At 62.8% G+C, this 25991-nt stretch carries 22 protein-coding genes; 9 read left to right on the top strand and 13 right to left on the bottom strand.

Annotation, left to right across the window (positions count from 1 at the left end; genetic code table 11):
* Positions 1-33 precede the first annotated feature (33 nt).
* Positions 34-1314: an ABC transporter substrate-binding protein gene (locus DY467_RS04540; RefSeq protein WP_164634221.1), complete on the top strand. Its 1281-nt coding sequence runs from the start codon at positions 34-36 to the stop codon at positions 1312-1314.
* Between the two features lie 293 nt (positions 1315-1607).
* On the top strand, positions 1608-2450 hold the full coding sequence (locus DY467_RS04535) for an ABC transporter ATP-binding protein (RefSeq protein ID WP_164634220.1): 843 nt from the start codon (positions 1608-1610) through the stop codon (positions 2448-2450).
* A gap of 369 nt (positions 2451-2819) precedes the next feature.
* Here the strand turns inward: DY467_RS04535 and DY467_RS04530 are convergent, their stop codons facing one another.
* From DY467_RS04530 to DY467_RS04480, 11 genes are all read right to left on the bottom strand, one after another.
* On the bottom strand, positions 2820-4418 hold the full coding sequence (locus tag DY467_RS04530) for an O-antigen ligase family protein (protein WP_164634219.1): 1599 nt from the start codon (positions 4416-4418) through the stop codon (positions 2820-2822).
* A 30-nt stretch (positions 4419-4448) separates the two neighbouring features.
* The gene (gene asnB, locus DY467_RS04525) at positions 4449-6311 is read right to left on the bottom strand and encodes an asparagine synthase (glutamine-hydrolyzing) (protein WP_164634218.1); all 1863 of its coding nucleotides are present in this window, start codon (positions 6309-6311) and stop codon (positions 4449-4451) included.
* The gene (locus tag DY467_RS04520) at positions 6311-7444 is read right to left on the bottom strand and encodes a glycosyltransferase (protein WP_164634217.1); all 1134 of its coding nucleotides are present in this window, start codon (positions 7442-7444) and stop codon (positions 6311-6313) included. Before DY467_RS04520 ends, asnB begins: the two co-directional genes overlap by 1 nt.
* Positions 7445-7451: 7 nt before the next feature.
* Entirely contained in the window at positions 7452-8774 is a 1323-nt protein-coding gene (locus DY467_RS04515) for a glycosyltransferase (protein WP_164634216.1), read from the bottom strand.
* Positions 8775-8786: 12 nt separating this feature from the next.
* Positions 8787-9500 (bottom strand): class I SAM-dependent methyltransferase, encoded by a 714-nt coding sequence (locus DY467_RS04510; RefSeq protein ID WP_164634214.1) that lies wholly within the window; start codon positions 9498-9500, stop codon positions 8787-8789.
* Between the two features lie 11 nt (positions 9501-9511).
* A complete protein-coding gene (locus tag DY467_RS04505; RefSeq protein WP_164634212.1) occupies positions 9512-11215 on the bottom strand; it encodes a hypothetical protein in 1704 nt (567 codons plus the stop codon).
* The gene (locus tag DY467_RS04500; protein WP_164634210.1) at positions 11212-11910 is read right to left on the bottom strand and encodes an acylneuraminate cytidylyltransferase family protein; all 699 of its coding nucleotides are present in this window, start codon (positions 11908-11910) and stop codon (positions 11212-11214) included. The genes DY467_RS04505 and DY467_RS04500 overlap by 4 nt, the downstream gene beginning before the upstream one ends.
* A 16-nt stretch (positions 11911-11926) precedes the next feature.
* A complete protein-coding gene (gene neuC, locus DY467_RS04495) occupies positions 11927-13084 on the bottom strand; it encodes a UDP-N-acetylglucosamine 2-epimerase (protein ID WP_164634208.1) in 1158 nt (385 codons plus the stop codon).
* Positions 13081-14079 (bottom strand): N-acetylneuraminate synthase family protein, encoded by a 999-nt coding sequence (locus DY467_RS04490; protein WP_164634206.1) that lies wholly within the window; start codon positions 14077-14079, stop codon positions 13081-13083. Before DY467_RS04490 ends, neuC begins: the two co-directional genes overlap by 4 nt.
* A 134-nt stretch (positions 14080-14213) precedes the next feature.
* A complete protein-coding gene (locus tag DY467_RS04485) occupies positions 14214-14960 on the bottom strand; it encodes a hypothetical protein (RefSeq protein WP_164634204.1) in 747 nt (248 codons plus the stop codon).
* A gap of 131 nt (positions 14961-15091) precedes the next feature.
* Positions 15092-16552, bottom strand: coding sequence for a lipopolysaccharide biosynthesis protein (locus tag DY467_RS04480; RefSeq protein WP_164634202.1), 1461 nt, complete (start codon positions 16550-16552; stop codon positions 15092-15094).
* A gap of 180 nt (positions 16553-16732) precedes the next feature.
* Here DY467_RS04480 and DY467_RS04475 point away from each other — a divergent pair, with 180 nt between their 5' ends.
* The 7 genes from DY467_RS04475 (at position 16733) to DY467_RS04445 (ending at position 23645) form a co-directional block, all read left to right on the top strand.
* Positions 16733-17299, top strand: coding sequence for an NUDIX hydrolase (locus tag DY467_RS04475; protein WP_164634201.1), 567 nt, complete (start codon positions 16733-16735; stop codon positions 17297-17299).
* A 4-nt stretch (positions 17300-17303) separates the two neighbouring features.
* Positions 17304-18659 (top strand): nucleotide sugar dehydrogenase, encoded by a 1356-nt coding sequence (locus DY467_RS04470; protein WP_164634198.1) that lies wholly within the window; start codon positions 17304-17306, stop codon positions 18657-18659.
* On the top strand, positions 18656-19639 hold the full coding sequence (locus DY467_RS04465; RefSeq protein WP_164634190.1) for an NAD-dependent epimerase/dehydratase family protein: 984 nt from the start codon (positions 18656-18658) through the stop codon (positions 19637-19639). The genes DY467_RS04470 and DY467_RS04465 overlap by 4 nt, the downstream gene beginning before the upstream one ends.
* A 2-nt stretch (positions 19640-19641) precedes the next feature.
* On the top strand, positions 19642-20889 hold the full coding sequence (locus DY467_RS04460) for a class I SAM-dependent methyltransferase (protein ID WP_164634187.1): 1248 nt from the start codon (positions 19642-19644) through the stop codon (positions 20887-20889).
* Between the two features lie 5 nt (positions 20890-20894).
* A complete protein-coding gene (locus tag DY467_RS04455; RefSeq protein WP_164634185.1) occupies positions 20895-21944 on the top strand; it encodes a Gfo/Idh/MocA family protein in 1050 nt (349 codons plus the stop codon).
* Positions 21934-23217: a glycosyltransferase gene (locus DY467_RS04450; RefSeq protein WP_164634183.1), complete on the top strand. Its 1284-nt coding sequence runs from the start codon at positions 21934-21936 to the stop codon at positions 23215-23217. Before DY467_RS04455 ends, DY467_RS04450 begins: the two co-directional genes overlap by 11 nt.
* A 128-nt stretch (positions 23218-23345) precedes the next feature.
* Positions 23346-23645, top strand: a complete 300-nt coding sequence (locus DY467_RS04445) for a hypothetical protein (protein ID WP_164634181.1) — start codon at positions 23346-23348, stop codon at positions 23643-23645.
* 31 nt (positions 23646-23676) lie between these two features.
* Here the strand turns inward: DY467_RS04445 and fcl are convergent, their stop codons facing one another.
* Together fcl and gmd are read right to left on the bottom strand one after the other, a co-directional pair.
* Positions 23677-24621 (bottom strand): GDP-L-fucose synthase, encoded by a 945-nt coding sequence (gene fcl / locus DY467_RS04440; protein ID WP_164634179.1) that lies wholly within the window; start codon positions 24619-24621, stop codon positions 23677-23679.
* On the bottom strand, positions 24602-25687 hold the full coding sequence (gene gmd / locus DY467_RS04435; RefSeq protein ID WP_164634177.1) for a GDP-mannose 4,6-dehydratase: 1086 nt from the start codon (positions 25685-25687) through the stop codon (positions 24602-24604). The genes fcl and gmd overlap by 20 nt, the downstream gene beginning before the upstream one ends.
* Between the last annotated feature and the right edge of the window lie 304 nt (positions 25688-25991).

Here is a 25991-nt window from a genome sequence, read left to right as displayed (position 1 = left end):
ACGGCAATAAAAACGACACTGGAGGAGAACACCATGACGATGAAATCCCTGCTCAGCAGCGCCGCGCTGGCGCTGGTGATCGCCGGCGCCTCCGCGACCGCGCAGGCGCAGATCGCGATCGGCCACCTCGCCGACTATTCGGGCGGCACCTCGGACGTCGGCACGCCCTACGGCCAGGCGGTCGCTGACACCTTCGCCTGGGTCAACAAGAACGGCGGCGTCGCCGGCAAGCAGCTCAACGTCGACACCAACGACTACGGTTACCAGGTGCCGCGCGCGATCGCGCTGTACAAGAAATGGTCGGGCGGCGACAAGGTCGCGGCGATCATGGGCTGGGGCACCGCCGACACCGAGGCGCTCACCGGCTTCCTCGCCAACGACAAGATTCCCGACCTGTCCGGCTCCTACGCGGCCGCGCTGACCGATCCAGAAGGCACCAGCGGCAAGGCCAAGCCCGCCCCCTACAACTTCTTCTACGGCCCGTCCTACTCCGACGCGCTGCGCGCCGAGCTGATGTGGGCGGCGGAAGACTGGAAGGCCAAGGGCAAATCCGGCGCGCCGAAATTCGTCCACATGGGCGCCAACCATCCCTACCCCAACGCGCCGAAGGCCGCCGGCGAAGCGATGGCCAAGGAGCTCGGCTTCGAGGTGCTACCGCCCCTAGTGTTCGCGCTGGCGCCCGGCGACTACTCGGCGCAGTGCCTCAGCCTCAAGAGCTCGGGAGCCAACTACGCCTATCTCGGCAACACCGCGGCCTCCAACATCTCGGTGATGAAGGCCTGCAAGGCAGCCGGCGTCGACGTCCAGTTCATGAGCAACGTCTGGGGCATGGACGAGAACGCCGCCAAGACGGCCGGCGATGCCGCCGATGGCGTGATCTTCCCGCTGCGCACCGCCGTGGCCTGGGGCGGCAACGCGCCCGGCATGAAGACGGTGGAAGAAATCTCGAAGATCTCCGATCCGTCGGGCAACGTCTATCGCCCGGTGCATTACGTCGCTGCAGTCTGCTCAGCGCTGTACATGAAGGAGGCGATCGAGTGGGCGGCCAAGAACGGCGGCGCCACCGGCGAGAACGTCGCCAAAGGCTTCTACCAGAAGGCCGACTGGGTGCCGGCAGGTATGGACGGCGTCTGCAACCCATCGACCTGGACCGCGAAGGACCACCGCGGCACCATGAAGATCGACCTCTACCGCGCCAAAGTGTCGGGCCCGACCGACGGCGACCTCAAGGACCTGATCGCCAAGGGCACCATCAAGCTCCAAAAGGTCAAGACCGTCGACCTGCCGCGCAAGCCGGAATGGGCTGGGTGGTGAGCTGACGGCGAGGCTGTCTGTCCGCGGCCGCATGTTCGTTGCGACGCCAATGTCGCTTGGAGCTGCGGCGCCCGGACACAAAAGGCCGTCATCCCCGCGAATGCGGGGATCCAGTACGCCGCAGCGTCGCGTTCAAATCCCTGGTGCTCTGGATACTGGATCCCCCGCTTTCGCGGGGGATGACGCCAGCGGGTGCGGCGAGACAGCAGCAAGCATCGACACAAGACCAGCGGTCGCTCCATCCGTGCAACCAGCAATCAATTCGGGCGCCGATCATCATCAGGATGCTACCCATGACCGAAGCCGCCGAACTTCACCGTCCGCAGCCCGGCGCATCGTCGGCTCCCGCCCCGCTTCTCAGCGTCCGCAACATCGAGGTCGTCTATGACGACGTCATCCTGGTGTTACGCGGGCTAAGCCTCGACGTACCGCAGGGCGCGATCGTGGCGTTGCTCGGGGCCAATGGCGCCGGCAAGTCGACGACGCTGAAGGCGATCTCGGGGCTGTTGAAAACCGAGGATGGCGAGGTCACCCGCGGCGAGATCATGTTCGACGGGATGCGAATCGACGGCACCGATCCGGACAAGATCGTCCGCCGCGGCATCTTCCAGGTGATGGAGGGTCGCCGCATCGTCTCCGACATGACGTCGCTGGAGAACCTAAGGCTCGGCGCCTTCACCCGCAGCGACCGCGAGGTCGGCCGCGACATCGAGATGGTCTACAACTACTTCCCGCGGCTGAAAGAGCGCACCGGGCTGGCGGGCTATCTGTCAGGCGGCGAACAGCAGATGCTGGCGATCGGTCGCGCCCTGATGGCCCGGCCTAAGATGATCCTGATGGATGAGCCCTCGATGGGCCTCTCCCCGCTCCTGGTGAAGGAGGTGTTCTCGATCATCCAGCAGATCAACCGCGACCTCGGCGTCACCATCCTCCTGGTCGAACAAAACGCCCGCGCTGCCCTGTCCGTCGCCAGCCACGGCTACATCATGGAACAAGGCAAAGTCGTCCTCGACGGCACCGCCGACGAACTGCGCGACAACGAAGACGTGAAAGAGTTCTACCTCGGCGGTGCCGGGGACCAGCGGAAGAGCTTCAAGAATTTGAAGAGCTTCAAGAGGAGGAAGAGGTGGTTGTGAGGGCATGGCGCGGGGTGCCGACCGGATCGATCCTGGTTGTTCAAACTGCTGTGGCCCACTCACTCACCCAGCCGATGCCAGAGTCAGGAGTTCCGATTGGGGCGGGCGCGCCGGTTGAACAATAGCTGTTCTGGGGAATGCTGCCGACCGTCCGTTGCCAAGCCGGCGCGCTCGCGCCGCTCTCAACCAGCGACGATGGCCTCGGCTCGATAAAGGCATAGGATCATCGCAAGCGAACAAATCTCATTCACAAAGATCCGGCCACCTTCGCGTGCGGGATTTCGGCAATTCCGTACAAGGCGACGAGAAACGAACGAGATCATGTCCAGACGCGCATGAAACACCACCGCGCGCCCTGAATTCCCTCCCTCACGGTCGATGCGCAGCGTCCGGCAAGCCAAGTGCCGCAGATGATTTAGCTCCGATATGGAGGGACCGTCGACGGGCCGTAAAACACACAACAGCCGTGCAAAGCATCAGCACAAGCCCCATACCAACACCCCAATTCCAGGGATTGTAAGTAATAATCACCGGGCCAAACGCCAATAGCGCAACCAAAAGCATTCTCGCCGCAAATGAATCCGGCCTGCCGCTTGCAGCGCTTCTGAGCAAGCCACCCACAAGCAAAACGAAGAAAGCGACCAACAGGGCGGCACCCAACCACCCCGTTTCGGCCCAAACATTCATGAGGAAATTATGCGGCTCCGGAAATCCACTGGTACGATATCCTCCAGTTCCAGGACCGAGACCAATTAGCTGAGCGACAGGCGATGAATGATTCATCTTCCTGATCGTGTCCATGGCGAGCGGCGTTCGATCGGCGATAGACAAAAACCGATCCGAAATGTCCCGGCTCGGATCCACCTGCGTTGTGTAGAATCTTTCAACGGCAGACGGCAGCGATTGATAGAAAAACCCGACGAAGTAGGCTGCAACCGATGACGGTATCATTGAAAGAGCAACCCGCCGTGTCGCCGGGCTTGCAAACACCAGAGCCAACAACATAACGGGGAAAACCAATCGCGCGGTTCTACTTCCTGTCGCCATCATCAGCCATGGCATCGTCTGCAAATATACAACAACAGCCCAACCGATGGCCGCCGACGGCAACAACCACCCCCCCTTGGAACAAGGCAATACGGCGCTTCGATAAGCCCAGAGCAATACTAACGGCACGGAAATGAGAAACAGCATTCCGAGCGAGACCGGCCCTGACAACAGCGATTTGTATTTGTCATAGTAACCAAATCCAAAGACCGTGTCGTTTCCCTCCGAGACTGGAATGTAGAAAAGCAGCGGAATCGCCACCAAGGCAACGATTGCCTGCCCACCGATTCCCCAAACAAAGCCGTCCAGCAAGCCCACAAAGCGCTTCTCGGATTTTTCCGGATCCACCGAGATCGCGTACAACAGAAGCGCAAAAGAGCCGAACAACACCAGGTAAGCGACACCTACCTTGAGCTGCCATATATTCTGGAAAGTCGTAAAACTAACGACCATCGAGACCACGCAGACCGCAATAAAAAGCAGAAAAGCTATTCCCCAGAGCGGTACTGAGCGCAACGGAGCGAGCCGGAACGCTCCAACCGAAACGGAAACCAACCAGACGAGCACGACCAGATGGGTGTAATCCCTCAGAAACGGCAAGAAAGGCAGTAGAGGAACTGTTCCCAAGGAGATCGACAGGCCTGCCAGCCAAGCCAATCGGTCATCTCTACCGATGAGCAACAGAGCCGGCACCGCCATTGCCAACATAACTGGAATTCTAAGAATCAGAGGCACCGGATCGGCGGCGCCATCCTTCCCCCAGTCAGCGTAGGAAGATCTTAGGAAGCACCACGCAAGGGCCGCCGCAAAGAGCCAGCAACAAAGGATCAGCTTCCCAGCACCTCGATCCAAAAACGACAGGTTCGGCTCAGATACGAGCGAGGCGTCGATCGGAACTGGAAATGCACCCTCCTGTCGCACTGCAGGATCCTCCCTGGCATGGACCTAGAGCTAAGTCCTCGATTGCAGCTTCCGCCTATTCCATTTCAGCAAGACGTAACACGACCAAAGCAACTGTGATCTGTCGGCGCGTCCGGAGCGATGCTCATCCGCGAATTCGTCGATCGCCTTTGTATTCAGGACAGACTGCTGCCGGGCCAGTTCGAGCAGTTCATCCCGCATCCTGCCTGACTTCATCCATTTACGGATAGGCAGCAAGAAGCCCTTTTTACCGCGCCCGAGCACGTCGCCCGGCAGCAAGTCACAAAATGCCTCGCGTAGAATGTGCTTGCGCGAGCGCCCCGATATCAAGAACTCCTGCGGCAAATCAAGCGCGAACTGGACCAGGTGAGAATCCAGGAACGGTAGACGCACTTCCAAGCCGTACTGCATGCTGGCGAGGTCGACTTTCTTCAGCATGTCGGCAGACAGGTTGAAACTGATGTCTGTCGTGAGAATGTCGCGGAGCGTTCTTAGATCAAAATTGACCAGCTGCTCCGGAAGCGCGGAGGCCTCAGCTCGCGAAAAGCCGAGCTGCTCGATCTGTTCCGGCGTCGCGTAGGACCGCCACGAAAGATACTCCGACGCCGACGTGGGCCGCAAATGCATGCGAAAGAACGCTGCAGCGCGAAGCAGACCGTTGTCGATCGCAGTGGGATTGCCATGAATCGGGACTAACTGGGCCAGCGTTTTAAGCCAACCCGGGATGCGAGCACTCATCAGCATCGCAGAATATGCGCCGTAGCCACCGAAGAGCTCGTCGGCACCGTCGCCACCGAGAATCACCTTCTCTTCGACTTGCGCACACAGGAATGCGGTTGGAATCAGGGAGGCATCGGCATAGGGCTCCCCCAGCAACGCCAGCGTGCGATCGATGAATCCCGCAAGGCGATCTTCCGTCACGTCGATGACGTGATGCTCGATCTGCGGGTAGCGCGCCGCCAGCGAACGCGCGAACGGCGATTCGTCGAACGCCGGGTCTTCCGGAAACCCGACCGAATAGGCGGCGATCCCGCCGCTCGATGATTGCGCGGCGATCGCCGATATGATCGACGAATCCAGCCCGCCGCTGAGGAAGGTCGCGATCGGCACGTCGGATGCGGCCAATCGCTGCTCGACCGACGCCGTCAGTCGGCGGCGTAGCTCCGCCTTCGCTTCCCCGAAACTCGCCTCACCGCTGTGGCGCTGCGGCGCCATCGCGGCCGGCAGCTGATAGTAGCAGCCTTCGCGCGTCTCCCAGCGGTCGAGATCGAGTTGCAGCCAGTGGGCAGGACGCAGCTGTCGCATTCCGCGATACGGCGATGCCGGCGCGGGCAGATAGGAAAACCGGAACAGCCACGGCAGCGTACTGCGATCGACCTCGAGCCCGTGGCCCGCAAGGATCTCGATCGGCGGAATCTCGGATGCGAACAGCAGCCTGTCGGCATCCGCGTAATACACCATCGGCTTTTCGCCATAACGGTCGCGCGCCAGCGTCAGCATCCGCCTGTCGCGATCCCAGATCGCGAACGAAAACATGCCTTCCAGACGCGGCAGGCATTCAAGCCCGTCGAGCGCGAACGATGCCAGCAGCACCTCGGTGTCGGATTCGGTGCGGAATGTGACGCCGCGTTTGACGAGATCATCGCGCAAGTCACGGTAATTGTAGATCTCGCCGTTGAACACGATGCTCAGTGCACCGGCATGCATCGGCTGAGTCGAGCGCGGATCGAGGTCGATGATGCTCAGTCGCCTGTGCCCGAGAAACACGCCCGGCTCGTGATGCTGAGCCTCGGCATCTGGGCCGCGATGCGCGAGCGCGCCGAGCGCGGCCGCCACCACCCCAGGCGCGAGAGGACCTGACCGTCGCCACACGCCTCCGACCAGACCGCACATCAGGATTCGGCCAAGAGTCGGCGGTACAGCGCATGGTAGCGCGCGGCATTTGCTTCAGTCGAATATTCCCGCTCGACGCGCAGACGCGCAGCGTCGCCCAGCTTGCGTCGCAAATCGATATCGTCGATCAGTCTCAACAGCGGGCCGACCATCGCCCCGGGACGGCGTTCGACGATGAATCCAGTTTCGCCTTCGCGGTGGCATTCGGTCACGCCAGGAGCGTCCACCACCACGCTGGGCAGACCAAGCGTCATCGCTTCCAGGACCGCATTGCTCATACCCTCGATCTCCGAGGCGTGGACGAAGATGTCGCTGTCGACCAGCCGGCAGGTGATGTCCGGAACGTGCCCGATGAATCTTACCTTCTCATTGATACCCAGCTTGGCGGCCTGATTGACCAGATTCTGATGTTCCGGCCCGTCGCCGGCAATAATTAGCTCAGCACCGGGTCTTTGCTGCAACACGCGCGCGAACTCATCAAGCAGGAACGCCTGCGCCTTGTGTTTCAGCAGCCGTGCAGAAGAGATCAACCTGACGCCCCCCGCCGCAGGCGTGCGTTCGCAACGCTCCGCGGCGGCGACGAATGCCTGCCAGTCTATGCCGTTCTCGAGGATCACGACCTCGCCGCCGCGAACCAGCGATGTCAGCGAATCTGCGGTCGCCACCGAAACACCGGCGACGGCGTCGAACGGCCGGTACAGCAGCTTGAAGATCGGATGCGACCCCGCCTCCGACTTGGTTCCCCGATGCACGTAGACGAATTTCATCCCGCGAAGCAGCCACGCGGCCGGCCAGCAGGCGGCGGCGGCCTGGACGCCGTGCACGACGCAGATCCGGTGCCCACCGGTCGCCAGCAGCCACAGCATGCGCAATTGCAGGATCGGCAGCAGCGCGAGCAGCACCAGCATCTCGCTGCGCAGTGACGGAAACACCGGAGCGCGGAATGGAAATACCATCCGCTGCCGCAATTGCGGAATCCGCGCGAAATACGCGGTGCAGTCGGGATTGTCGTACAGCGAATAGAACGTGTTCTGGTAGTTCACGCCATCCTCGGCGGCGAACAGCCGCGCCAGTTGCCGCTCCCCGCCGTGCACGCCGTAGGTCCGCAATACGTGGGCAATGGAAACTGGCATGTCGCTCTTAATCGTCCGAGTGTGAGATCGTCAGCATGTTCGAAACCGCAACGCCCTGCGGAAGCCGCCGCGTCGCTGCGCCGGCGAGGTCGCCGAACAGATCGTGATAGCGCTTGCCGCAGGCGATCAGGTCGAACCGCTGTTCGGCGACGGCGCGGGTCGCCGCTCTCAGCGCGGCGACATCGGTCCGGTCGAGTAACTCGGCCACACCGCGTGCAAGAGCGTCGTCGTCGCCGACCGGCGCGAGGACGCCGTTGATGCCGCCAATGATCGCATCGGGAATCCCCCCGGCGGCAAAGGCGGCGACCGGCGTTCCGCACGCGATCGACTCCAGCACGACATTCGGCAGGTTGTCTTCGAGGAACGGAGCGATCAGCAGGTCGGCAGCGGAATACACCCGCGCCAGCTCCGCCTCGCCATCGATCCGTCCGAGATGGTGAAGCGGGAATCCGCCGAGCTGGCCAATCTCGCCGGCGGCGGCGCCGCCGAACACCACGCAGGTCAGGTCCCGCCGTCCGGCCGCAGCGAGGCGCTCGATCGTGCCCAGCAGATGGCGATATCCCTTGCGAGGGTCTTCGGTGGCGCCGAGCGCGCCGAATAGCACAATCCGGCCTTCAGCGGGCAGTCCGAGAGCGTGGCGCGCGCCTGCCGGATCGTGCGGACGGAACACCGACAGGTCGACGCCGGTTGGAATGTGCTCGATCCGCCGGCCGCCGAACAGGCTGGAGCGTCGGGCGAGATCTGCGATCCAGCGGCTCGGCGCCGCCACCGTGATGTCGAGTCCGCGGTACCCCTGCTCGCGCCGGCGATGCCCGTCGCGCGACAGATCGCCGGCTTCAGCGCTGTTTAGCTGCGGGCACTCGCCGCAGGCCTGCGCGAAACGGGTGCAGGCACCAGGATAGTGGCAGCCCCCGCTGAAAGGCCAGATATCGGACAGCCGCCACACAATCGGCTTGCCGATGGCGCGGAGCCGGCGGGCGTCGAGAAACGCGCCGGCGATCCAATGCAGGCACACGACATCGGCGGCGGCGAAGCTGTGCCGATCGATCCGGCCGTAGCTGAACCGCATCGGCGAGAACGGAGTCGGCGGCCGCCCCGGATAGCGGCGCAGCGCGCGGGCATTGAGATAGGCGACGACATCACTGCCGAACCGCCCGACGCCCGGCCAATGGGCCGGCACCACAGTGGGGTCGTCCTTCGATCTCCGCCCGACATGGAACGTCGAATTCAGCCCCAGCCCCAGCAGCGTCCGATGGATCCGGAACGCCGCCTTGTTGGCGCCGCCTTCACTGTCCGATTGGGCAAGATGCGCGACGGAGAGCGGCTGCATCGTATGGCGCATTCATGCCCGGGCGATAGCGATCAAGGATTGCGGCTTGCGGAAGCGATTCAAAAGCTCGGAGAGTTGATAGCGCAGCGCCGAGACGTGCGCCGGCTTCTGCCCGGGAAAGGTCCGCACTTCGGTCTGGACATCGCGAAAGCCGTGCGCGGTCAGACATTGCGCCAAAGTGGACTGCGACCAACTTCGGACATGTTGCCAGCGATGGAAGATCACGTTGGATACCGGGCAATACACCATGCTGTCGGCGAGTTGCTCCTCGTTCGGCGTGGTGACGATCAGCGCGCCGCCGGGCTTCAGCAAAGTCTTTGCCTGATTGAGCGTCTTCGATAGCCAGTGATCGTCGAGGTGTTCGACAACTTCGAGCAGGAATACCGCATCGAACCGTCGGCCTTCGGTCAACAGCTCATCGATCGTCGCGAAGCCGAGAAACCCCTTCCGACCCGAAACGCTGACAGCAGACCCCATCGTCTCGCGCGAGAGGTCGGCTCCCTGCACCGAGAAACCTGCGTCGAGCAGATGCGGTAGCAGATGGCCCGGCCCACAGCCGTAGTCGAGGACCGTCAAACCGCTGGGAAGCGCCGACTTGACGTGAGCTACGACGGCACGCCCTTTCTGATAACTGAAGTAGTTCTCTGAAAACTGCGAATGGTAGCCCCAGAAACGCGAAAGCGTTTCCTCATTCCATTCCAGCATCGCCGGCTGAGATGTGGTCATCGCCTTCCCTCTCACAAACCGGCAGACTGCGGCGCGCGTGCCGCAGCGCGCGCCAGATAATCGATCGCCTCGGGGTCCGCCGCCCAGGCGGCGAAGTCATCGAGATCGCCATTGTGGCCGATCTGCCGATCGTCCGCCACCGTGGGCACGAGATTCTGGAACAGAGGATCCGACACGTCGACGCCGATCTCGGTCCGAAAACTCCGGTAGATCCAGGGCCGCAACGCGAACAGCGCGTGCGCGTGCACCCGGGCGCGGTGCACCCGGTCGGGTGGCAGCCGCTCGATTTGCTCGAGGCAGGCCATCCGCGCCAGATAACTGTCTCGCGTGGAATGGTCCTCGGTGAACCCAAAGCCGGAATAGCGGCCGGTGCCCGCGGTCACCACCGGCACACCGAAGCACGGCAGTTCATAACCGATACTGCCGCGCACGGTGATGCCGACGTCGACCATGCGGAACAGCGACAGCGTGCTGACCTGGGTGTCGGGCAGCAGGATCCGGACGTGATCGGGCAGCTCGCCGATCTGCTCGCGGATCAGCCGCATCTCGCCGAACTCGTCGGTGACGCCGGACATCTTGCGCTTCCAGAGGTTCGCGGGGTGCAGTTTGATCAGCCAGTTCAGCCGCGGATTGGCGACGGCGGCCTTGACGGTCTCGATGAACCACTCGCCGTAGTTCTCGAACACGTCCTTGCCGTAGAACAGGTTGGCGTCCCACAGCACATGAGAGAACAGAACCGCGGTTGGCCGCGCGGGGCTCAGCTTCAGAGAGTTGCGGATTTCGTCCGGCGTCATGTCGACCGTGCCGGGTTGGTTGCGCGCCTGCACCTTCCAGACGCCACCGTAGCGATGTTCGAATTCGGTATCGAGCTCCCGCTCCTGTGCTTCGCCCCAGGGCGACGCGATAAGCCGGTCCAGCGTCTCCGCGGTGATCGAATTCGGATGCACCCGCCGGGTTTCGCGTGTCAGCTTCTTCTGCACCAACGCGTCCTCGCGCGACGGCTGGGTGAAGTGAATGGTGGAGATGCCGCGCGCGATCGCAACGTCCACGAAGGGGCCGATCACATGGTAGTTCGGCTCGTTGACCAGGATCAGCGCCGGCCGCGCACGCTCGAGATGGTTCTCGGCGGCGTGGACGAAGCGCACCGACTCGGCGAGCTGCTCCAGTAGCGCCCCGCGAACCTCGGGCTTGCGCGGATCCGGCGCGCCGTCGAACCGCCGCCGCGACACCGACGACAGCAACTGCGGACCGAGCCAGGCGCCGCGATAGGTCCACTCCAGCACCGACTGGAAGTCCATCGCCGTCTCGGCGCGGCGCGCGACCTCTTCATTCGCCGCGGCTTCCGCCGACTGGCTCGCGATCAGGTCCTCGAAGGCGACGAATTCGTCGATGCCGAACGCGCGGTACAGGTTACGGGCGTGGGTGTAGACGTTCGACGTCAGTACCCTCACCCGCCAACCCCTGCGCCGCAGCGCCAGCGCCTGCATGCATTCGAGCTTGGCCGCGTAGGTGTTGTTGGTCATGCTGAGCACCAGCAATACCGGCGCATCTGCCGCAGGCGGCGGTAGCTGCCGCGCGAAGCCGACCGCATCCCACGTCCGCGCCTCGTCTGCGCGCAGCCGGTGATACAGATCCGGCGACCGCAGCCGGACAACAACATCGGCGAGCGGCCCGGCAAGCGGCGTGCGGCGAACCCAATCCTGCAGCGCCTTCATGGGACATATCCAGTGCGCATCAGGTGATCAGCCAGCCGCAAGTCCTCGGGCGCGTCGATGTCGATCGAGGCGATCTCGTCCATTTCGTAGCCGACGGTCGGGTCGCCATAGAGTGCGCCGGCGTCGAGCACGGAGCTTCGCACGATCAGCACCGCCGGGCCGTTGCGGCCGAACAGCGTCTCCTTGTCCTGGCGCCGGGTCTTGCCAACCTCGCCACCGAAATACGGCACCAGCCGGCCGTCTTGCGCGCGCATCTGGCCTTCCGGCACGAAGCGGTGGGGCACTCGCACCACGCTGACCAGCGTCGCCGCTTTGCCAGCCCGGAACTTCTCGACCGCCTCGCGGACGTGATGCGGTCGCCGGAACGGCGAAGTGGGCTGTAGCAGAACCAGCGCCTCGACCTCGGCGCCCTCGGCGCGCAACGCGGCGAGCGCGTGCTGCATCACGCCGAGCATCAGCGCGCCGTCGTTTGACAACTCGGCCGGACGGCGGAACGGCGCTTCGAGGCCGAGCGCGATGCCGGCTGCCGCGATCTCGTCGTCATCGGTGGAGAGTATCGCGCGGTCGATCACCCCGGAGCGCAGCGCGGCGTCAGCGGTCCAGCCGAGCAACGAGCGGTCGCCACACATGGCGAGGTTCTTGCGCGGAATGCCTTTCGAGCCGCCGCGGGCCGGGATCAGCGCGGCAAGTGTCATCGTCGCGCTCTTATCGTCAGTAGGTGATGCACTTTTGGACATCCACCTGCTCGGTCGCGAGCACGTCGGCGATCTTGCGGCCGGCGCTTCCGTCGCCGTACAGCGGGTTCATCGCGTAGCGGCCGTGCTTGACCTGTTGGGCGATTGCGCCGCTGATCCGTTTCTTGTCGTAAGGCACCTCGATGACGTTCTCGCCGCGGTCGCGCATGTTCTGGCGGGTGCCGATGTTGACGACCGGCGTGCCGATATAGGCGCCCTCGCGAATGCCGCTCGAGGAGTTGCCGATTAGACATGCGGTCGCTCGCATCAGGTTGACGTAGACGTCGATCGGCAGGTTCTTGAAGAAGTGCATGCGGTCGTCGAGCTTGCGCTCGCGCCATTTGCGAATGCCGCGCGAGATGTCGTCCGAGCCGGCGTCTGCATTCGGCCACAGCACGATTGCCGCAAGGCCCTGCTCGCGCACCGCTTCTAGCGTCATGGTGATCTGCGCCTCGCCGCTACCGTACTCGGTGGTGACGGGATGCTGCGAGATCAGCACAAACGGCTCGTCGACCGGAAAACGCTCGCCGACGCCGATATCGAACAATTGCTCGCTGATAGTGCAGGTCGAATTCTTCAGGATATCGGCGACCAGATCAATGCGCGGGCAGCCGACCAGGTGAACGTGCTGCGGCAGTTCGCCAAGCTTGATGATGCGGTCGCGCGCGCCAGGGCTCGCCGGAAAATGGATGTGCGCGAATTTAGTGACGGCGTGGCGGATGCTTTCGTCGATCGTGCCGCTCACCTCGCCGCCCATCGTATGAGCGACCGGAATATTCATGTAGGCGGCAGCCAGTGTGGTGGCCATGGTCTCGAAGCGGTCGCCAACGGTCAGCACAACGTCGGGTGCGAGCTGCTCGAACAGCGTCGGTAGCTCGATGAGGCCGAGGCCGGTGGACTTCGCCATCGTCGCCGGGGTCTCGCCCTCGATCAGCATGGTGACCCGGGCGTGGGGCGTGAAGCCGTCCTTCTCGATCAGGTTCACCACCGAGCCGTAGCGGTCGAGCACCGCCGAGGCGGCGACGATCAGCTGGAGCTCCAGCGCCGGATGCTCCTTGATCGCTCGCATCGCCGACTTGATCGAGCTGTAATTGGCGCGCGATCCGACGACGACGCAGATCTTCTTTTTGCTCAAGCGAAGTCCTCCAGGGAAAACTTGTGGTCCCGAGGAACCGCGTTGACGACCCGGCGACCGATCAGGTCCCGATACTTGGCCGCCGGGATGCCATCGCCCGGCTTCTTGAAAGCGAGATGGCTCTCGACGATCTGGGTGCCGGCGGGCAGTTCGGCGGCGGCGACGATGCTCTTTTCGAAGATCAGCTTCATGTCGGTGACCGCCGACAGATCATTCTTGTCGACCTCGCTCGCCATCATCTTACCGGCGTCCTTCAGCTCACGGCACAACAGCCGGAACTGATCTGGCTCCATACTGTGCTTGGCGTCGCTGCCGTACATCAGCCGCGAGAAGGTGAAGTGCTTTTCGATCACAGTCGCGCCGAGCGCAACCGCCGCGATCGGCGCCGCGAAACCCATGGTGTGATCGGAGTAGCCGACCGGAAGCTTATATCGGCCAGCCATCTCGACCATCACGTTGAGACCGACCTTCTCGGGCGGACAAGGATAGGCCGAGGTGCATTGCAGTAGGGTGACTTGTCCACTGCCGCGGCAGGCAGCGACGGCGGCGTCGAGTTCGGCCCAGCTGCTCATTCCCGACGAAAGGAAGATCGGCTTCCCCGTGCGAGCGATCCGCTCAAGTAGCGGGATGTTGCTAACTTCGCCGGACGGCACCTTGTAGGCGCCGATGCCGACCTCCTCGAGCAGATCGACCGCCTCCAGCGAAAACGGCGAAGACAGGAAATCGACCTTCGCCCCCGCAGCAACCGTGGCGAGGCGCAGCCACTGCTCGGTTGAAAACCCGGTGCGGCGAAAGTAATCCGCGCGCGGCTCGGCCGAGAAATATGACGGCGACGGCGCGTCGAGCAGGGTCTCGGCCTCGGCGATATGGGTCTGGAACTTCACCGCATCGGCGCCGCAATCCGCCGCCGCCTCGATCAGCCGACAGGCATTTCCGAACGAGCCGTCGTGGACCGAGCCGATCTCGGCAATCACATAGGGAACTTGGGGGCCCACGATCCAACCTCGCGCGTTCGCGGTAGAAATCGATGATAGCACAGTGACATATCGAAGAGCGGAGGGTTGATCAAGGACGGCCACAGACGCCGCCGTCGAGCGTGAGACGCCTCCCCGACGGACGTCATTCCATCTCAGCGCCGCAGCAGCCGGTAGGACAGTCCGTAGAGCTTGGTAGCAGCCGCATAGGCGCCGAGTTGCCACAGCGCTCTGACCATTACCGGCTGGTGCAGTCCAAATTCGCTGCGCCAAGCATTCCTAAGAAGCGACCGATTAGTGTCGTCGATTCGAAGCACGCCGAGCGAGGATGTCTCCAGCGAGCGCGCGGCGGTACCACCGGCGAACGCAATCTCCCTCGCCTTGAGTTCCCGCCACCGCGGACCTGGATCCTTCAGAGCCGCTTCATAGAACGACTGCTTACCTCCCAGCCGTTCGAAAAGTTCGCGCCCTCCAGTGCCGGGATTGAGATTGTGCAGAGCAACGACCTGGACACGATCGTCGGTTGCGGCGGCTATCATCGAAATCGCCGGCCACCCCTTCGGACCGTCGGCAATCAACGCGAGCCGACGCCCCACACCGTCGCGTGCCAGTCGGCCAAACTCCTCATAAGCGCTGCCCCTGACCAACTGGATCGGCAGGTGTGCCAGCCGTTGACGGCAGGCGGCGGCGCGCGCTGCGTCGTGCTCCAGATCGACCGAAGCGATCTGGCGGCCGTTCTGGCTGGCCCAATCACCGAGAATCTCGGTCGAATAGCCGTCCTGGCGGCCGGACTCGATCACCCGATCGACGCCAGCCAAGCTGCAGACAGCGATAAAGAACGCCATCTCGCACGGAAAGATTGCGCCCTCGACCCAGCGCTCGACATAGCCGCCGTTGAGCAAAATCTCGGCCGCTGCTTCGGCTGCTTCCCGAATGTCCGTCATCAATGACTCGCCATTTCACAATCTGGTACAGCCACAGCATGATCGCGTGGCGGATAGGTATATTTGGCAGCTATTGGTATCGTTGGCAGCTAAAGGCGAAGTGTCCTTAACAGGTCAGCGAACCGTGCGCGTTCAAGCGCCAGAATACCGAGAACCATTACCGCAAAAATTACGCCACGCAGCGCTACGCTCACGGAAGCCTCCGCGTTAAGAAGCCAAACAGCAATAGTCAACACGATTCCGCCGATCACCCACCGGTCCTGGAACTCGATCCGGCGACCGAATGTTGTGCTTTTCCAGCGTAGATACAGCCGGAACGCGATGGCTTCGACGATCAGGACCGCGATCACCCCAGAAATTCCCAGCGAAAGGCCGTAGCCAAACGCCTTGCCGACCACCACCGGTAGAACGGCCAGCGCCAACAGCGACAGCCCAGCCCGAACCCGGCTGACAGCCGGGCCGGCCCCCTCCGCATAAACCATCGCGTTCTGCGCGCGCCCCGAGACATGAATCAGCAGCAGCACCGCGAGCCACGGCACCAGCGGCGCTGCCGCGGTCAGCCGATCATTCGTCAGGAGGGCAACGAACTCCCTTCCGAAGAAGGCGAATCCGATTCCGAACAGCGAGATCAGGATATGCACCAACATCCAGACCTCACCGGTCCTGCGAAACCCACTCTCGGCGTCTCGCGCCTCAGCCAGTGAAACGGACCAAAGATTGTGGGAGAAGGCATTGGTGACGTTCATTTGCAGTCCGTAATACAGACGCGCGTGGTTGTAGAAGCCGACCGACGCCACGCCGACATTTCCTGCAATCACGGCGTTCTCACCGACCCCACGGAGGCCGTCGGTAACGCCGGTAAACGCCGCCGTCGGCGCATGACGCCAGACCACCGCCAGCCAGTGCGCGCTCGGCCGTGTCCACGGCTGGACGCCGAGCGCGAGCCCCGCAATTGCAAGCGAGGCGAGTTGCCCGATCACCGCACCGGCGAACAGTGATGTCGGGCCAAGGTCGAGACCGAACAGGCAGACCAGCGTGCCGGCAAACGTCCCGATTGCCTGTGCGGCGATCTGCGCCGCGATCGCATTGCCGCGGCCGCTGACCGAGAACACAGTTGTCGCCAGCGTCGTCACTGACCGCAGAGGGATGATTGTCCCGGCCAGTATTTCGGTAAGCCGGGAATAGCCCCCCGCATCGTCGCCAATCAGATAAGGTTCCGCCAAAGGCCACGCCGCCACAAACAATGCCGCCAGCGCCGTGCTCAGCCCCAGCGACACCACAAAGAAGCTGGCTATCATGCGGCGGCGCTCACTGGCCGGCTGAGCGCCGTAATGCGCCGGTAACGCCAGCGCCCCGCCGCCATCCCCCATCGCGTTAGCAAATGCAGTCAACGACATCAGCAGAGCGAAATAGCCGAAATCGGCAGCCGTCAGCTTGAGCGTAGTGAGCGGCAGAATCGCCACCGCCAATAGCGCCTGCAACGCCGTTGCACCCAGAAACAGCAGCACGCGCCCTGCGAAGTGACCGCGTAACGCGGACAGAGACTTCATCTCGGTACCAGTTCGCTATTAGAGTTCGAGAAACCCGTCAAACCAGTCACGGACGGAATGAAGGAAACATGGGCAGCGTTGCGTCCTCAAGTTGAACGGTATAAGGAACTTGCCCTACGGCATCCATATGAGCTGGCAAAGCCGTATTCTCTGACTTGGCAGGCTCTGGCAACGATAAACATGATCAGGATGCATCAGCCATTGCCGCGACCTGAAATCGTTTCGATTTCTGAGATAAAAAACTCACCGTGGGTCATGACTCGCCAAAAATCGGTCTGCTTTGCCGGTAGGGACGGAATTCACGACTATCATTCATTCGCACAAGCCGATTATGTTTCGAGTCTCGTCGTGGCCCGAGACGGCACTATCCCTTTGGTTGAGCAATATCGTCCGGCTGTGGAAAAATTCACGCTTGAGTTGCCAGGCGGACTGCACGACTCCTCGGGGACCCCTGCCGAGGCCGCTGTGCGGGAGCTGCGCGAAGAAACCGGACTGACAGCCATTGCGCCTCCAATCGCCCTCGGCAACCTCATGCCGGATTCGGGGCGGCTGGAGAACCGGCTGTGGGGATACTTCATCAAGGCCGGCGCATGCGCCGAAGACTGGAACCCAGAGGACGGCATCGCCACGCATTTCGTCAGCAAACGAGACCTCCGCGAACTGATTGCGACCGGCGAATTCGATCACGCGCTTCACATTGCGCTGATCGGCCTCGCGATCATGTACGGCCACTTTGCCTGGGATTGATGCAATGAGGATTGGAGTTGACGAGGAGGTTTGCGTCCTCGGGCTCGGCTATGTCGGGCTGACTTTGGCCGTTGCAATGGCCGATGCCGGGTTCCGGGTACAGGGCATCGAAATCCGCGATCAGGTGCTGAACCTCCTCGCCGAGGGCAAGGCGCACTTCTTCGAGCCGGGCCTGGAAAACCGGCTAGCCCGCGTCGTCCGCAGTGGCCACTTCACGGCCCACAAGACCATACCGGAAAACTACAACGGGACCGTCTTCATCGTGACGGTCGGCACACCGCTGGGGCCCGACGGTCGCTCGCGCCTCGACATGGTCGAAAGCGTCGCACGCGAGGTCAGCAATCGTCTTAAGGACGGTGACCTGGTGATTATGCGCTCCACAGTAAAGCTCGGCACCACACGCAAGATCGTCGTTCCGATCCTGCAGGCGTCCGGCAAGCGCTTCGATCTCGCGTTCTGTCCGGAGCGAACGCTGGAGGGCAAGGCGCTGACAGAATTGCGGCAGTTGCCGCAGATCGTCGGTGGTGACACCGACGCCGCAAGTATCCGAGCGTCGCAATTGTTCAATCGGCTGACGCCGACCGTGGTTCGGGTCTCGGACATCGAGACCGCCGAGATGATCAAGTTGATCGACAACGCCTCGCGCGATGTCGCGTTCGCCTACGCCAACGAGGTTGCCCGCGCCTGCGATGCGGTCGGTATCAGCGCCGTCGAGGTGATCCAGGCCGGCAAGCTCGGCTATCCGCGGACCAACCTGCCGATGCCGGGTCCCGTCGGGGGCCCGTGTCTCGAAAAGGATCCACACATTCTGGCCGAAGGGCTCGCCGAGCGCGGCATGGCCCCTGCGATCACTCTCGCGGCACGACGGCTGAACGAAGACCAGCCCTCCGAGGTCGTCCACTTTCTCAAGCAGCTTGCCGAATCGCTCGACGGATTTCCGGCCGAGCCGACGATCGCCCTGCTCGGCATCGCCTTCAAGGGACGACCGGCAACCGACGATCTGCGCGGCACGATGGCGCGCCCGGTGCTCGACGCGCTTCGCCAAGCCTTTCCGCGGGCACGCTTCCGCGGCTACGACGCGGTCGTGGCGACGGCTGAGATCGAACGGTTCGGGCTGGAGCCATCGCCCACACTCGAAGCCGCGATGGATGGAGCGAGCCTCGCGCTGATCCTCAACAATCATCCGACGTTCAGCGCCGCCGATCCCGAATTGCTGGTTCAGCCGATGACCCGCCCGGCTATCCTGTATGATTTCTGGAACACTTACTACGAGCACCGCTTCCACATGCCGGAGGGCACGCGCTACATCGCGCTGGGCAGCCATGGCAAGCCGGTGCTCCCGGAGCCCATCTCCTCATGACCCGTCGAATTCTCGTCACCGGCGGCACCGGCTTTATCGGCTCCGCCCTCGTTCGCGCCCTCGTCCGCAACAGCGATCGTGTCCGCGTACTCGACAACAATTCTCGAGGAGCGCTGCGCCGGCTCGGCGATGTCGTCGATGCCATCGACTTCGTCGAAGCCGACATCCGTGACGCCGACGCGGTCCGCAAAGCCGCCGCCGGGGTCGACTGTTTTGTGCATCTCGCCTACGTCAACGGGACTCGTTACTTCTACGAGCAGCCGGAACTGGTGCTGGACATCGCCATCCGCGGCATGCTCAGCGTGATCGACGCCTGCCGCGCCAACGATATCGGCGATCTGGTTCTGGCATCGAGTTCGGAGGCGTATCAGACGCCGCCGATCATTCCGACCCCGGAAGACGTGCCGCTGGTGGTGCCGAACGTCCTGAACCCCCGCTATTCGTATGGTGGCGGCAAGCTCGCCTGCGAACTGATGGCAATCAACTACGGACGAACCGGCTTCGACCGGGTCACGATCTTCCGCCCTCACAACGTCTACGGCCCCGACATGGGTCACGAGCATGTTCTGCCGCAATTCGTCGAGCGCGCATGCAAGCTGATCGACGCGACCCCGCAAGGGAAAGTCGATTTCGAGATTCAGGGTGACGGCACGCAGACCCGTGCCTTCGTCCATATCGACGACTTCACCGACGGATTGATGACGGTGATCGACAAGGGCAAGCATCTCGAAATCTACCACATCGGCAATCCCGAAGAGATCACCATCCGCGATCTGGTGCCGAAGGTGTTCCGGACGCTCGGTCGCGAGGCCAATGTCATTACCGGCCCGCTCACCGAGGGCAGCACGCAGCGGCGCTGTCCGGATATTTCTAAGCTCGCCGCGCTCGGCTATGCTCCCCGCGTCACGATCGACGCTGGACTGCCCTCGCTCGTCGATTGGTATTCCCGTCATCGCGCCGGCGATGCTTCCGAAGGTTGATCATGTCCCAAACGACTTCGACACCCGTCACGAATTGCCAAATCTGCGACAGCACCAACTTGAAGTCGGTGCTGTTCGTCGGCTTCATCCCGCCGGTGAACACCATGCCGGCGGTCGGATCGATCGCCCTCGAACAGCCGGCCTACCCACTGGAGATGGTGCGCTGCGGCGATTGCGGGCTGGTGCAGATCGGCCTCGAAGTGGCCCCGGAGATCTTGTTTCCAGAGAGCTACCCCTATCTCAGCGGCACCACCCGGATCCTGCGGACGAACTTCGCCAACCTGCGCGACGAAGCCCAGGATCTGCTTGCTCTGAGCAAGGATAAGCTCGTCATCGATATCGGCTCGAACGACGGCACGCTGCTGTCGAACTTCCACGAGTCTGGCTATCCGGTGCTGGGCATCGAGCCGTCACGCGCCGCTGATGTCGCCAATTCGAAGGGCATCCGCACGCTGAAGACCTATTTCAGCCGCGACACCGCGCAGAAGGTCGCCAAGGAATATGGCCACGCCCAGCTCGTGACCGCGGCCAACGTGTTCGCGCATATCGGCAACGTGCACGCCGTGGTCGACGGCATTCTCGACCTGCTCGCGCCCGGCGGCGCATTCATCTCCGAGAACCACTACCTGCTGGATCTCGTGGAGACCGTTCAGTACGACACGATCTATCATGAGCATCTGCGCTATTATCACCTGCACAGTCTGATCGAGCTGTTCGATCGGCACGGGCTCGAGGTATTTCACACCCAGCGCATCCCGACTCACGGTGGCTCGATCCGGGTGTACACCACCCGCAAGGGCGAGCGTCCGATTCAGCCGTCGGTCGCCGAAACCCTGGCCGAGGAGAAGGCGAAAGGACTTGCGGACGGCAGCGGCCTGCGCGCATTCCGGGACCGAGTCATCCGCTCCAAGATCGACCTGTACGAGTTGCTGGCACCGCTGAAGCGCGACGGCGCCCGCATCTTCGGCATCGGCGCCCCGTCGCGCGCGAGCACGCTGATCAACTACGTCGGACTGGACGACGGCATCCTCGATGCCGTGATGGAGGTTTCGGGCTCACACAAGCTGGACAAGTATATCCCGGGCACCCGAATTCCCGTCCTCGACGAGAAACTGCTGTACAGCGAGCAGCCGGAATATGCCTTGCTGCTGTCCTGGCACATCGCCGACGAACTGGCCCAGAACCTGCGCAAGAACGGCTACCGCGGCAAGTTCATCGCCCCGCTGCCGACGCCGCGCATCATCGATTGACAGCAATGAACGGCGTCCTCCGCGTGGGGATTATTGGGACGGGATTTGGTGCAGAGGTCCACGCCCCTGCACTCCAACGTATCGAAGGTTGTGAGCTGGTTGCCTTCTTGGGCACCGGCGGACGCCGCTCCGATGAGATCGGCGAGCGCTTCGGTTGCCCGGTCGACACCGATCTCGACTCATTTCTCGCCAGAGATCTCGACCTTGTCACCGTGGCTCTGCCACCGAACGAACTCTCGCCCGCGATTTCCGCGCTCGCTTCGGCAAGGATACCAATTCTGTGTGAGAAACCCCTCGGCCGCTCCTTTGCCGAGGCCGTGCTATTCGAGGCCAAAGCGCGTGGGCTGGTTACCGCCGTCGACTTCGAATTCCCTGAGATTCCTGCCTTCGCCCATCTAAAATCGATAGTTGAAGGCTCCGAATTCGGCGACATTCAGTTCATCCAACTGACTTGGCTGACCGAATCCTACGCGCAACGAAAGCGCAAATGGTCCTGGAAGACCGACGCCGAGAAGGGCGGCGGTGTTCTCACTCTGCTGGGCACACACGCTCTATATGTGGCGGAATGGCTCGCCGGGCCGATCGCGAAAGTACGGGCCGATCTTTCAAGTGAGCGCACTTCTCGATTCAGGCCGACCGAGGCTAACGTTGCAGCGGAAGATACCGCTGTGTTCCAGTTCCGGTTTGTCGGCGGCGCTGCCCTCGCTGGGACCGTCAGCAATGCCCATCCGGGCAGCCATATCCATCAATGGATCGTAGTGGGAGAGAACGGAACCGCTGTCCTCGAAAACCGCACTCCTGACTATATGAGCGGCTTTACTCTGCACGTTTATGACGCTGATGGTCGAGAGCGGCACCGCGTCTCCGATCCAAAAGCTGATGAGGATGGACGGACTGGTCCCTTCTTGTCGCTTGCGCAGCGCTTTGTCGACAGCGTGCGAAATGGCACACAATGTCGTCCAGACTTCGCCGCAGGACGACATGTTGCGGCTTTGACCGAAGCGTTGCGACGGTCGCACACTTCAGGAAGCTGGGAGACGCCGCATGACATCTAAGGTGCGACTGGCCGTCGTGACTGCGAACCGGCCGCATCCGGCGCACAGCGTCAGGGCCGCAAACGTCGTCATTTTCGAACTCATCAGAGCCCTCGCCACGCGCCCCGACCTGGAGGTCGGGTGGTTGCTGGTCGAGCACGAAGATGCTCCTCCGGCAACCGACGAAGAGTTGGCCGGAAGCCGGGCCCTGGAAGCCGCAGGTGTCTCCCTAATCGGTGAAATGAGGCTTCCGAAGCCGGTCCGCATTGGCGGTCGTATCGACCGCCTGCTCGCTCCCAAGATCGAGCACTTCTATCCGGATTACGTTCATTCCGCAGCGATCGGCTCGGAACTGTCCAATTGGAAAGCCGATGTGGCGTTCGTGCCATGGAGCGAATGGCTGACGGCCGCGTGTGCCAACGTCCCGATGACGAAGTACGCCTATTATGGCAATCCCGACCCAAAGACGGGGCGGGCTCGCACCCATCACGATATCCGGCTCGAAGGGCCGAGCCTTTCGCGATTCCTGACTTTGGTCGGCCTCGGCCAATTGGAGAAGATGCACCTCGCGGTTATGCAGAAAATCGATCTGATCGGCGATGTCGCTCTGAACGATGCCAAATATTACCGCGACAAGGGGTTCGACAACGCGTTCTACGTCCGCAACATCTGGATCGACCGGCTCGGCGACGCCTGGCGCACCCGCCGCAGCGAACTTGAATCGCCGGCTCCGTTTCGCATCATTGCAAATGTCGGAAAACTCGGCGGCACCGCCAATCGCCTTGGACTGGAGTATCTCGGTCGAGAGATCCTGCCGATCCTCCGCAAACGCATGGCGCCGGGGAGTTTCGTGATCGAGATCCTGGGGTCTGGTAGCCTTCATCCCAAGATCGCCAGCCTGCTTTCGGGGCCAGACATCGTAATGCGGGGCTTCGTCGACGACATCGACGAGGCCATGATGGCCGCACCGGTCTTTCTTTGCGTGAACAATGCCACCAGTTTCAACGTCGGTCACACGCGCTATCTGCACGCGTGGACGCTCGGATGCTGTGTGATCGCTCATCGCAATGCGTCGCTGGCGATGCCGGAAATCGAACACGGTAAGAATGCGCTTCTCGGCGATTCTGCCGCTGAGATCGCAGACCTGATCGCGACCGCTGCAGGGGATTCAAAGTTGCGATCCACAATCGGCGAGGGCGGCTGGTCAACCTACAAGCAGCTGTTCACGGCAGACCGAGTGGCGACGGATATTGCCGAAAAAATCACCGGTCATCTAAAGTCCAGTCGAAGCTGACGTCCGGCGCCAAGGGAAAGAACGAACGGCTTTGTAGCATCCAGTGTTCGACGCGCAGCATGCTTTCCTCAACGAGATGGGGATGCGGTTGCTGGGTTTCGAACCGCAGACGTCAGCGAGACCGGGGCGTGCCGCGTGATCTGCCCTTGGTGGTCGACAAGCGGCTGCTGCACGCCGGCGATGCTTTCTTCGCGCTGGATCCCGATCGACGCCGTATCTCGGAGGTCGACAAACAGCGGTTGGCCGCTATTGCCATGAGCTTCGGCTTCGCGTCCTTCGCCTTATCGCTGCTGGACGAGAGCGGCCTGACGCCGAAGGCGGATATCGATCGGATCGAGACGGCCGTGCGCGGCGCGATCACCATCGACCGCATCAAATCGATCTGGGCGACCTTGCCGACACGGCTCGCCAACATCGTCCGGGGCTGAGGCGAGCCGGCGGGCTGCGGGACGTTCGCCCCTACTGCGCGTCGCGCAGGAACGCTTCGTGGGCGAGGCGGATTCCATCTCGGAGCTCCGTCCGTGCCCGCCAGCCGGTCGCCGTGAGCTTGCTGACGTCGAGCAGTTTTTGCGGGGTGCCGTCGGGGCGGCCGGCGTCGAACGTCATGGCGCCGCGATAGCCGACGACGTCGGCGACGATCCGCGCCAGTTCGGCGATGGTGACGTCCTCGCCGGTGCCGACGTTGATCAGGCTGCGCTCCGAATAGGTCTTCATCAGGTGCACGCAAGCGTCGGCGAGATCGTCGACGTAAAGGAACTCGCGGCGCGGCTGGCCGGTGCCCCACACCGCGACCTCGGCCACGCCGGCTAGCTTCGCCTCGTGGAAACGGCGGATCAGCCCCGGCACGACATGGCTGTATTCGGGGTGATAATTGTCGCCGGGGCCGTACAGATTGGTCGGCATCACGCTGATGAAGTCGGCGCCGAACTGGTCCCGATAGGCCTCAGCCAGCTTGATGCCGGCGATCTTGGCGATCGCATAGGGCTCGTTGGTCGGCTCCAGCGGCCCGGTCAGCATCGCCTCCTCGCGCAGCGGCTGCGCCGCCAGCTTCGGATAGATGCAGGACGAGCCGAGAAACATCAGCTTCTCGGCGCCGTTGACGTGCGCGGCGTGGATCACGTTGGCGGCGATCACGAGGTTGTCGTAGATGAATTCGCCGCGCAACGTGTCGTTGGCGACGATGCCGCCGACCTTGGCGGCGGCCAGGAACACCGCCTGCGGCCGATGCTCCGCGAACCATGCGTCGACCGCCGCCTGGTTGCGCAGGTCGACCGCCTCGCGCCCCGCCGTCAACAGCTCGACGTTCTCGCGTGCCAGCCGGCGCACCAGCGCGCCACCGACCATGCCTCGGTGCCCGGCGACGAAGACCTTCTTGCCCGCCAGCTCAAACGGCAGCGGAGCCATGCGCAGCCTCCTGCCGGGCCTCCGCAAGATCGGCCGCGACCATCTCGCTGACCAACTGCGCAAACGACGTGGTCGGCGTCCAGCCGAGTTCGCGCTGCGCCTTGGCGGCGTCGCCGATCAGGAGCTCGACCTCGGTCGGCCGGAAATAGGCCGGATCGATCCGCACCACAGTGTTGCCGGACTTGGTATCGACGCCGGTCTCCTCGGCCCCCTTGCCGCGCCATTCGATGCTGCGGCCGATCTCGGCGAACGCAATCTCGACGAATTCGCGCACCGAGCGGGTCTCGCCGGTGGCAAGCACGTAGTCGCCCGGCGCGTCGGCCTGCAGGATCTTGTGCATGCCGACGACGTAGTCGCGCGCGTGGCCCCAGTCGCGCTTGGCGTCCAGATTGCCGAGATAAAGGCAGTCCTCCAGCCCGGTCTCGATCCGCGCCACGCTGCGGGTGATCTTGCGGGTGACGAAAGTCTCGCCGCGGATCGGGCTCTCGTGATTGAACAGAATACCGTTCGACGCGAAAATGCCGTAGGCCTCGCGGTAGTTGACGGTGATCCAGTAGCCGTAAAGCTTGGCGACCGCGTAGGGCGAACGCGGATAGAACGGCGTGGTCTCTCGCTGCGGTACTTCCTGCACCAAGCCGTACAGCTCGGAGGTCGACGCCTGGTAGAACCGCGTCTCCTTCTCCATGCCGAGGATGCGGATCGCCTCCAGCAACCGCAGCACGCCGATCGCATCGGCGTTGGCTGTATATTCGGGGCTCTCGAAACTCACCGCAACGTGGCTCTGGGCGGCCAGATTGTAGATCTCCGTCGGACGGATCTGCTGCACCAGTCGGATCAGATTGGTGGAGTCCGTCATATCGCCGTAATGCAGCATGAACGGCGTGTTGCCGGAATGCCGATCCTGATACAGGTGATCGATCCGAGCGGTATTGAACGACGACGACCGCCGCTTGATGCCGTGGACGACATAACCGAGCCCGAGCAGGTATTCGGCGAGATAGGCACCGTCCTGCCCGGTGATCCCGGTGATCAGGGCGACCCGGCGGGTCGAATCATTCGCAGACATCTCTTCTCCAATACCCAGCCGCGATGCCGCGGCAGTTCGGCTGCCATTCCCGGCTGCCCCGGCCGTCAGAAATGTGATGCGCTTAGGACGGCACGAACACGGTGGTTGCTTAACCAATCCCACCAGCAGAGGCCACAGGAAAACACGCTCCGGACGGGCCCTCGGCACAGCGAAGTCCCGCGCCTTTCCGCCCCGGCGCCGGATTTGGAAGGTCCGCCAGCGTGGTCCGACCGCAGCGGGCGACCGATTTGACACGGGTGGGCCCAAAGTGCAACTTCAGCACTCAGCATAATTAATGCGAATG

Origin of the sequence: Rhodopseudomonas sp. BR0G17 (assembly GCF_010907025.1) — a bacterium.
Taxonomy (GTDB): Bacteria; Pseudomonadota; Alphaproteobacteria; order Rhizobiales; family Xanthobacteraceae; genus Rhodopseudomonas; species Rhodopseudomonas palustris_H.
This window is presented reverse-complemented; position numbering and strand designations above follow the sequence as displayed.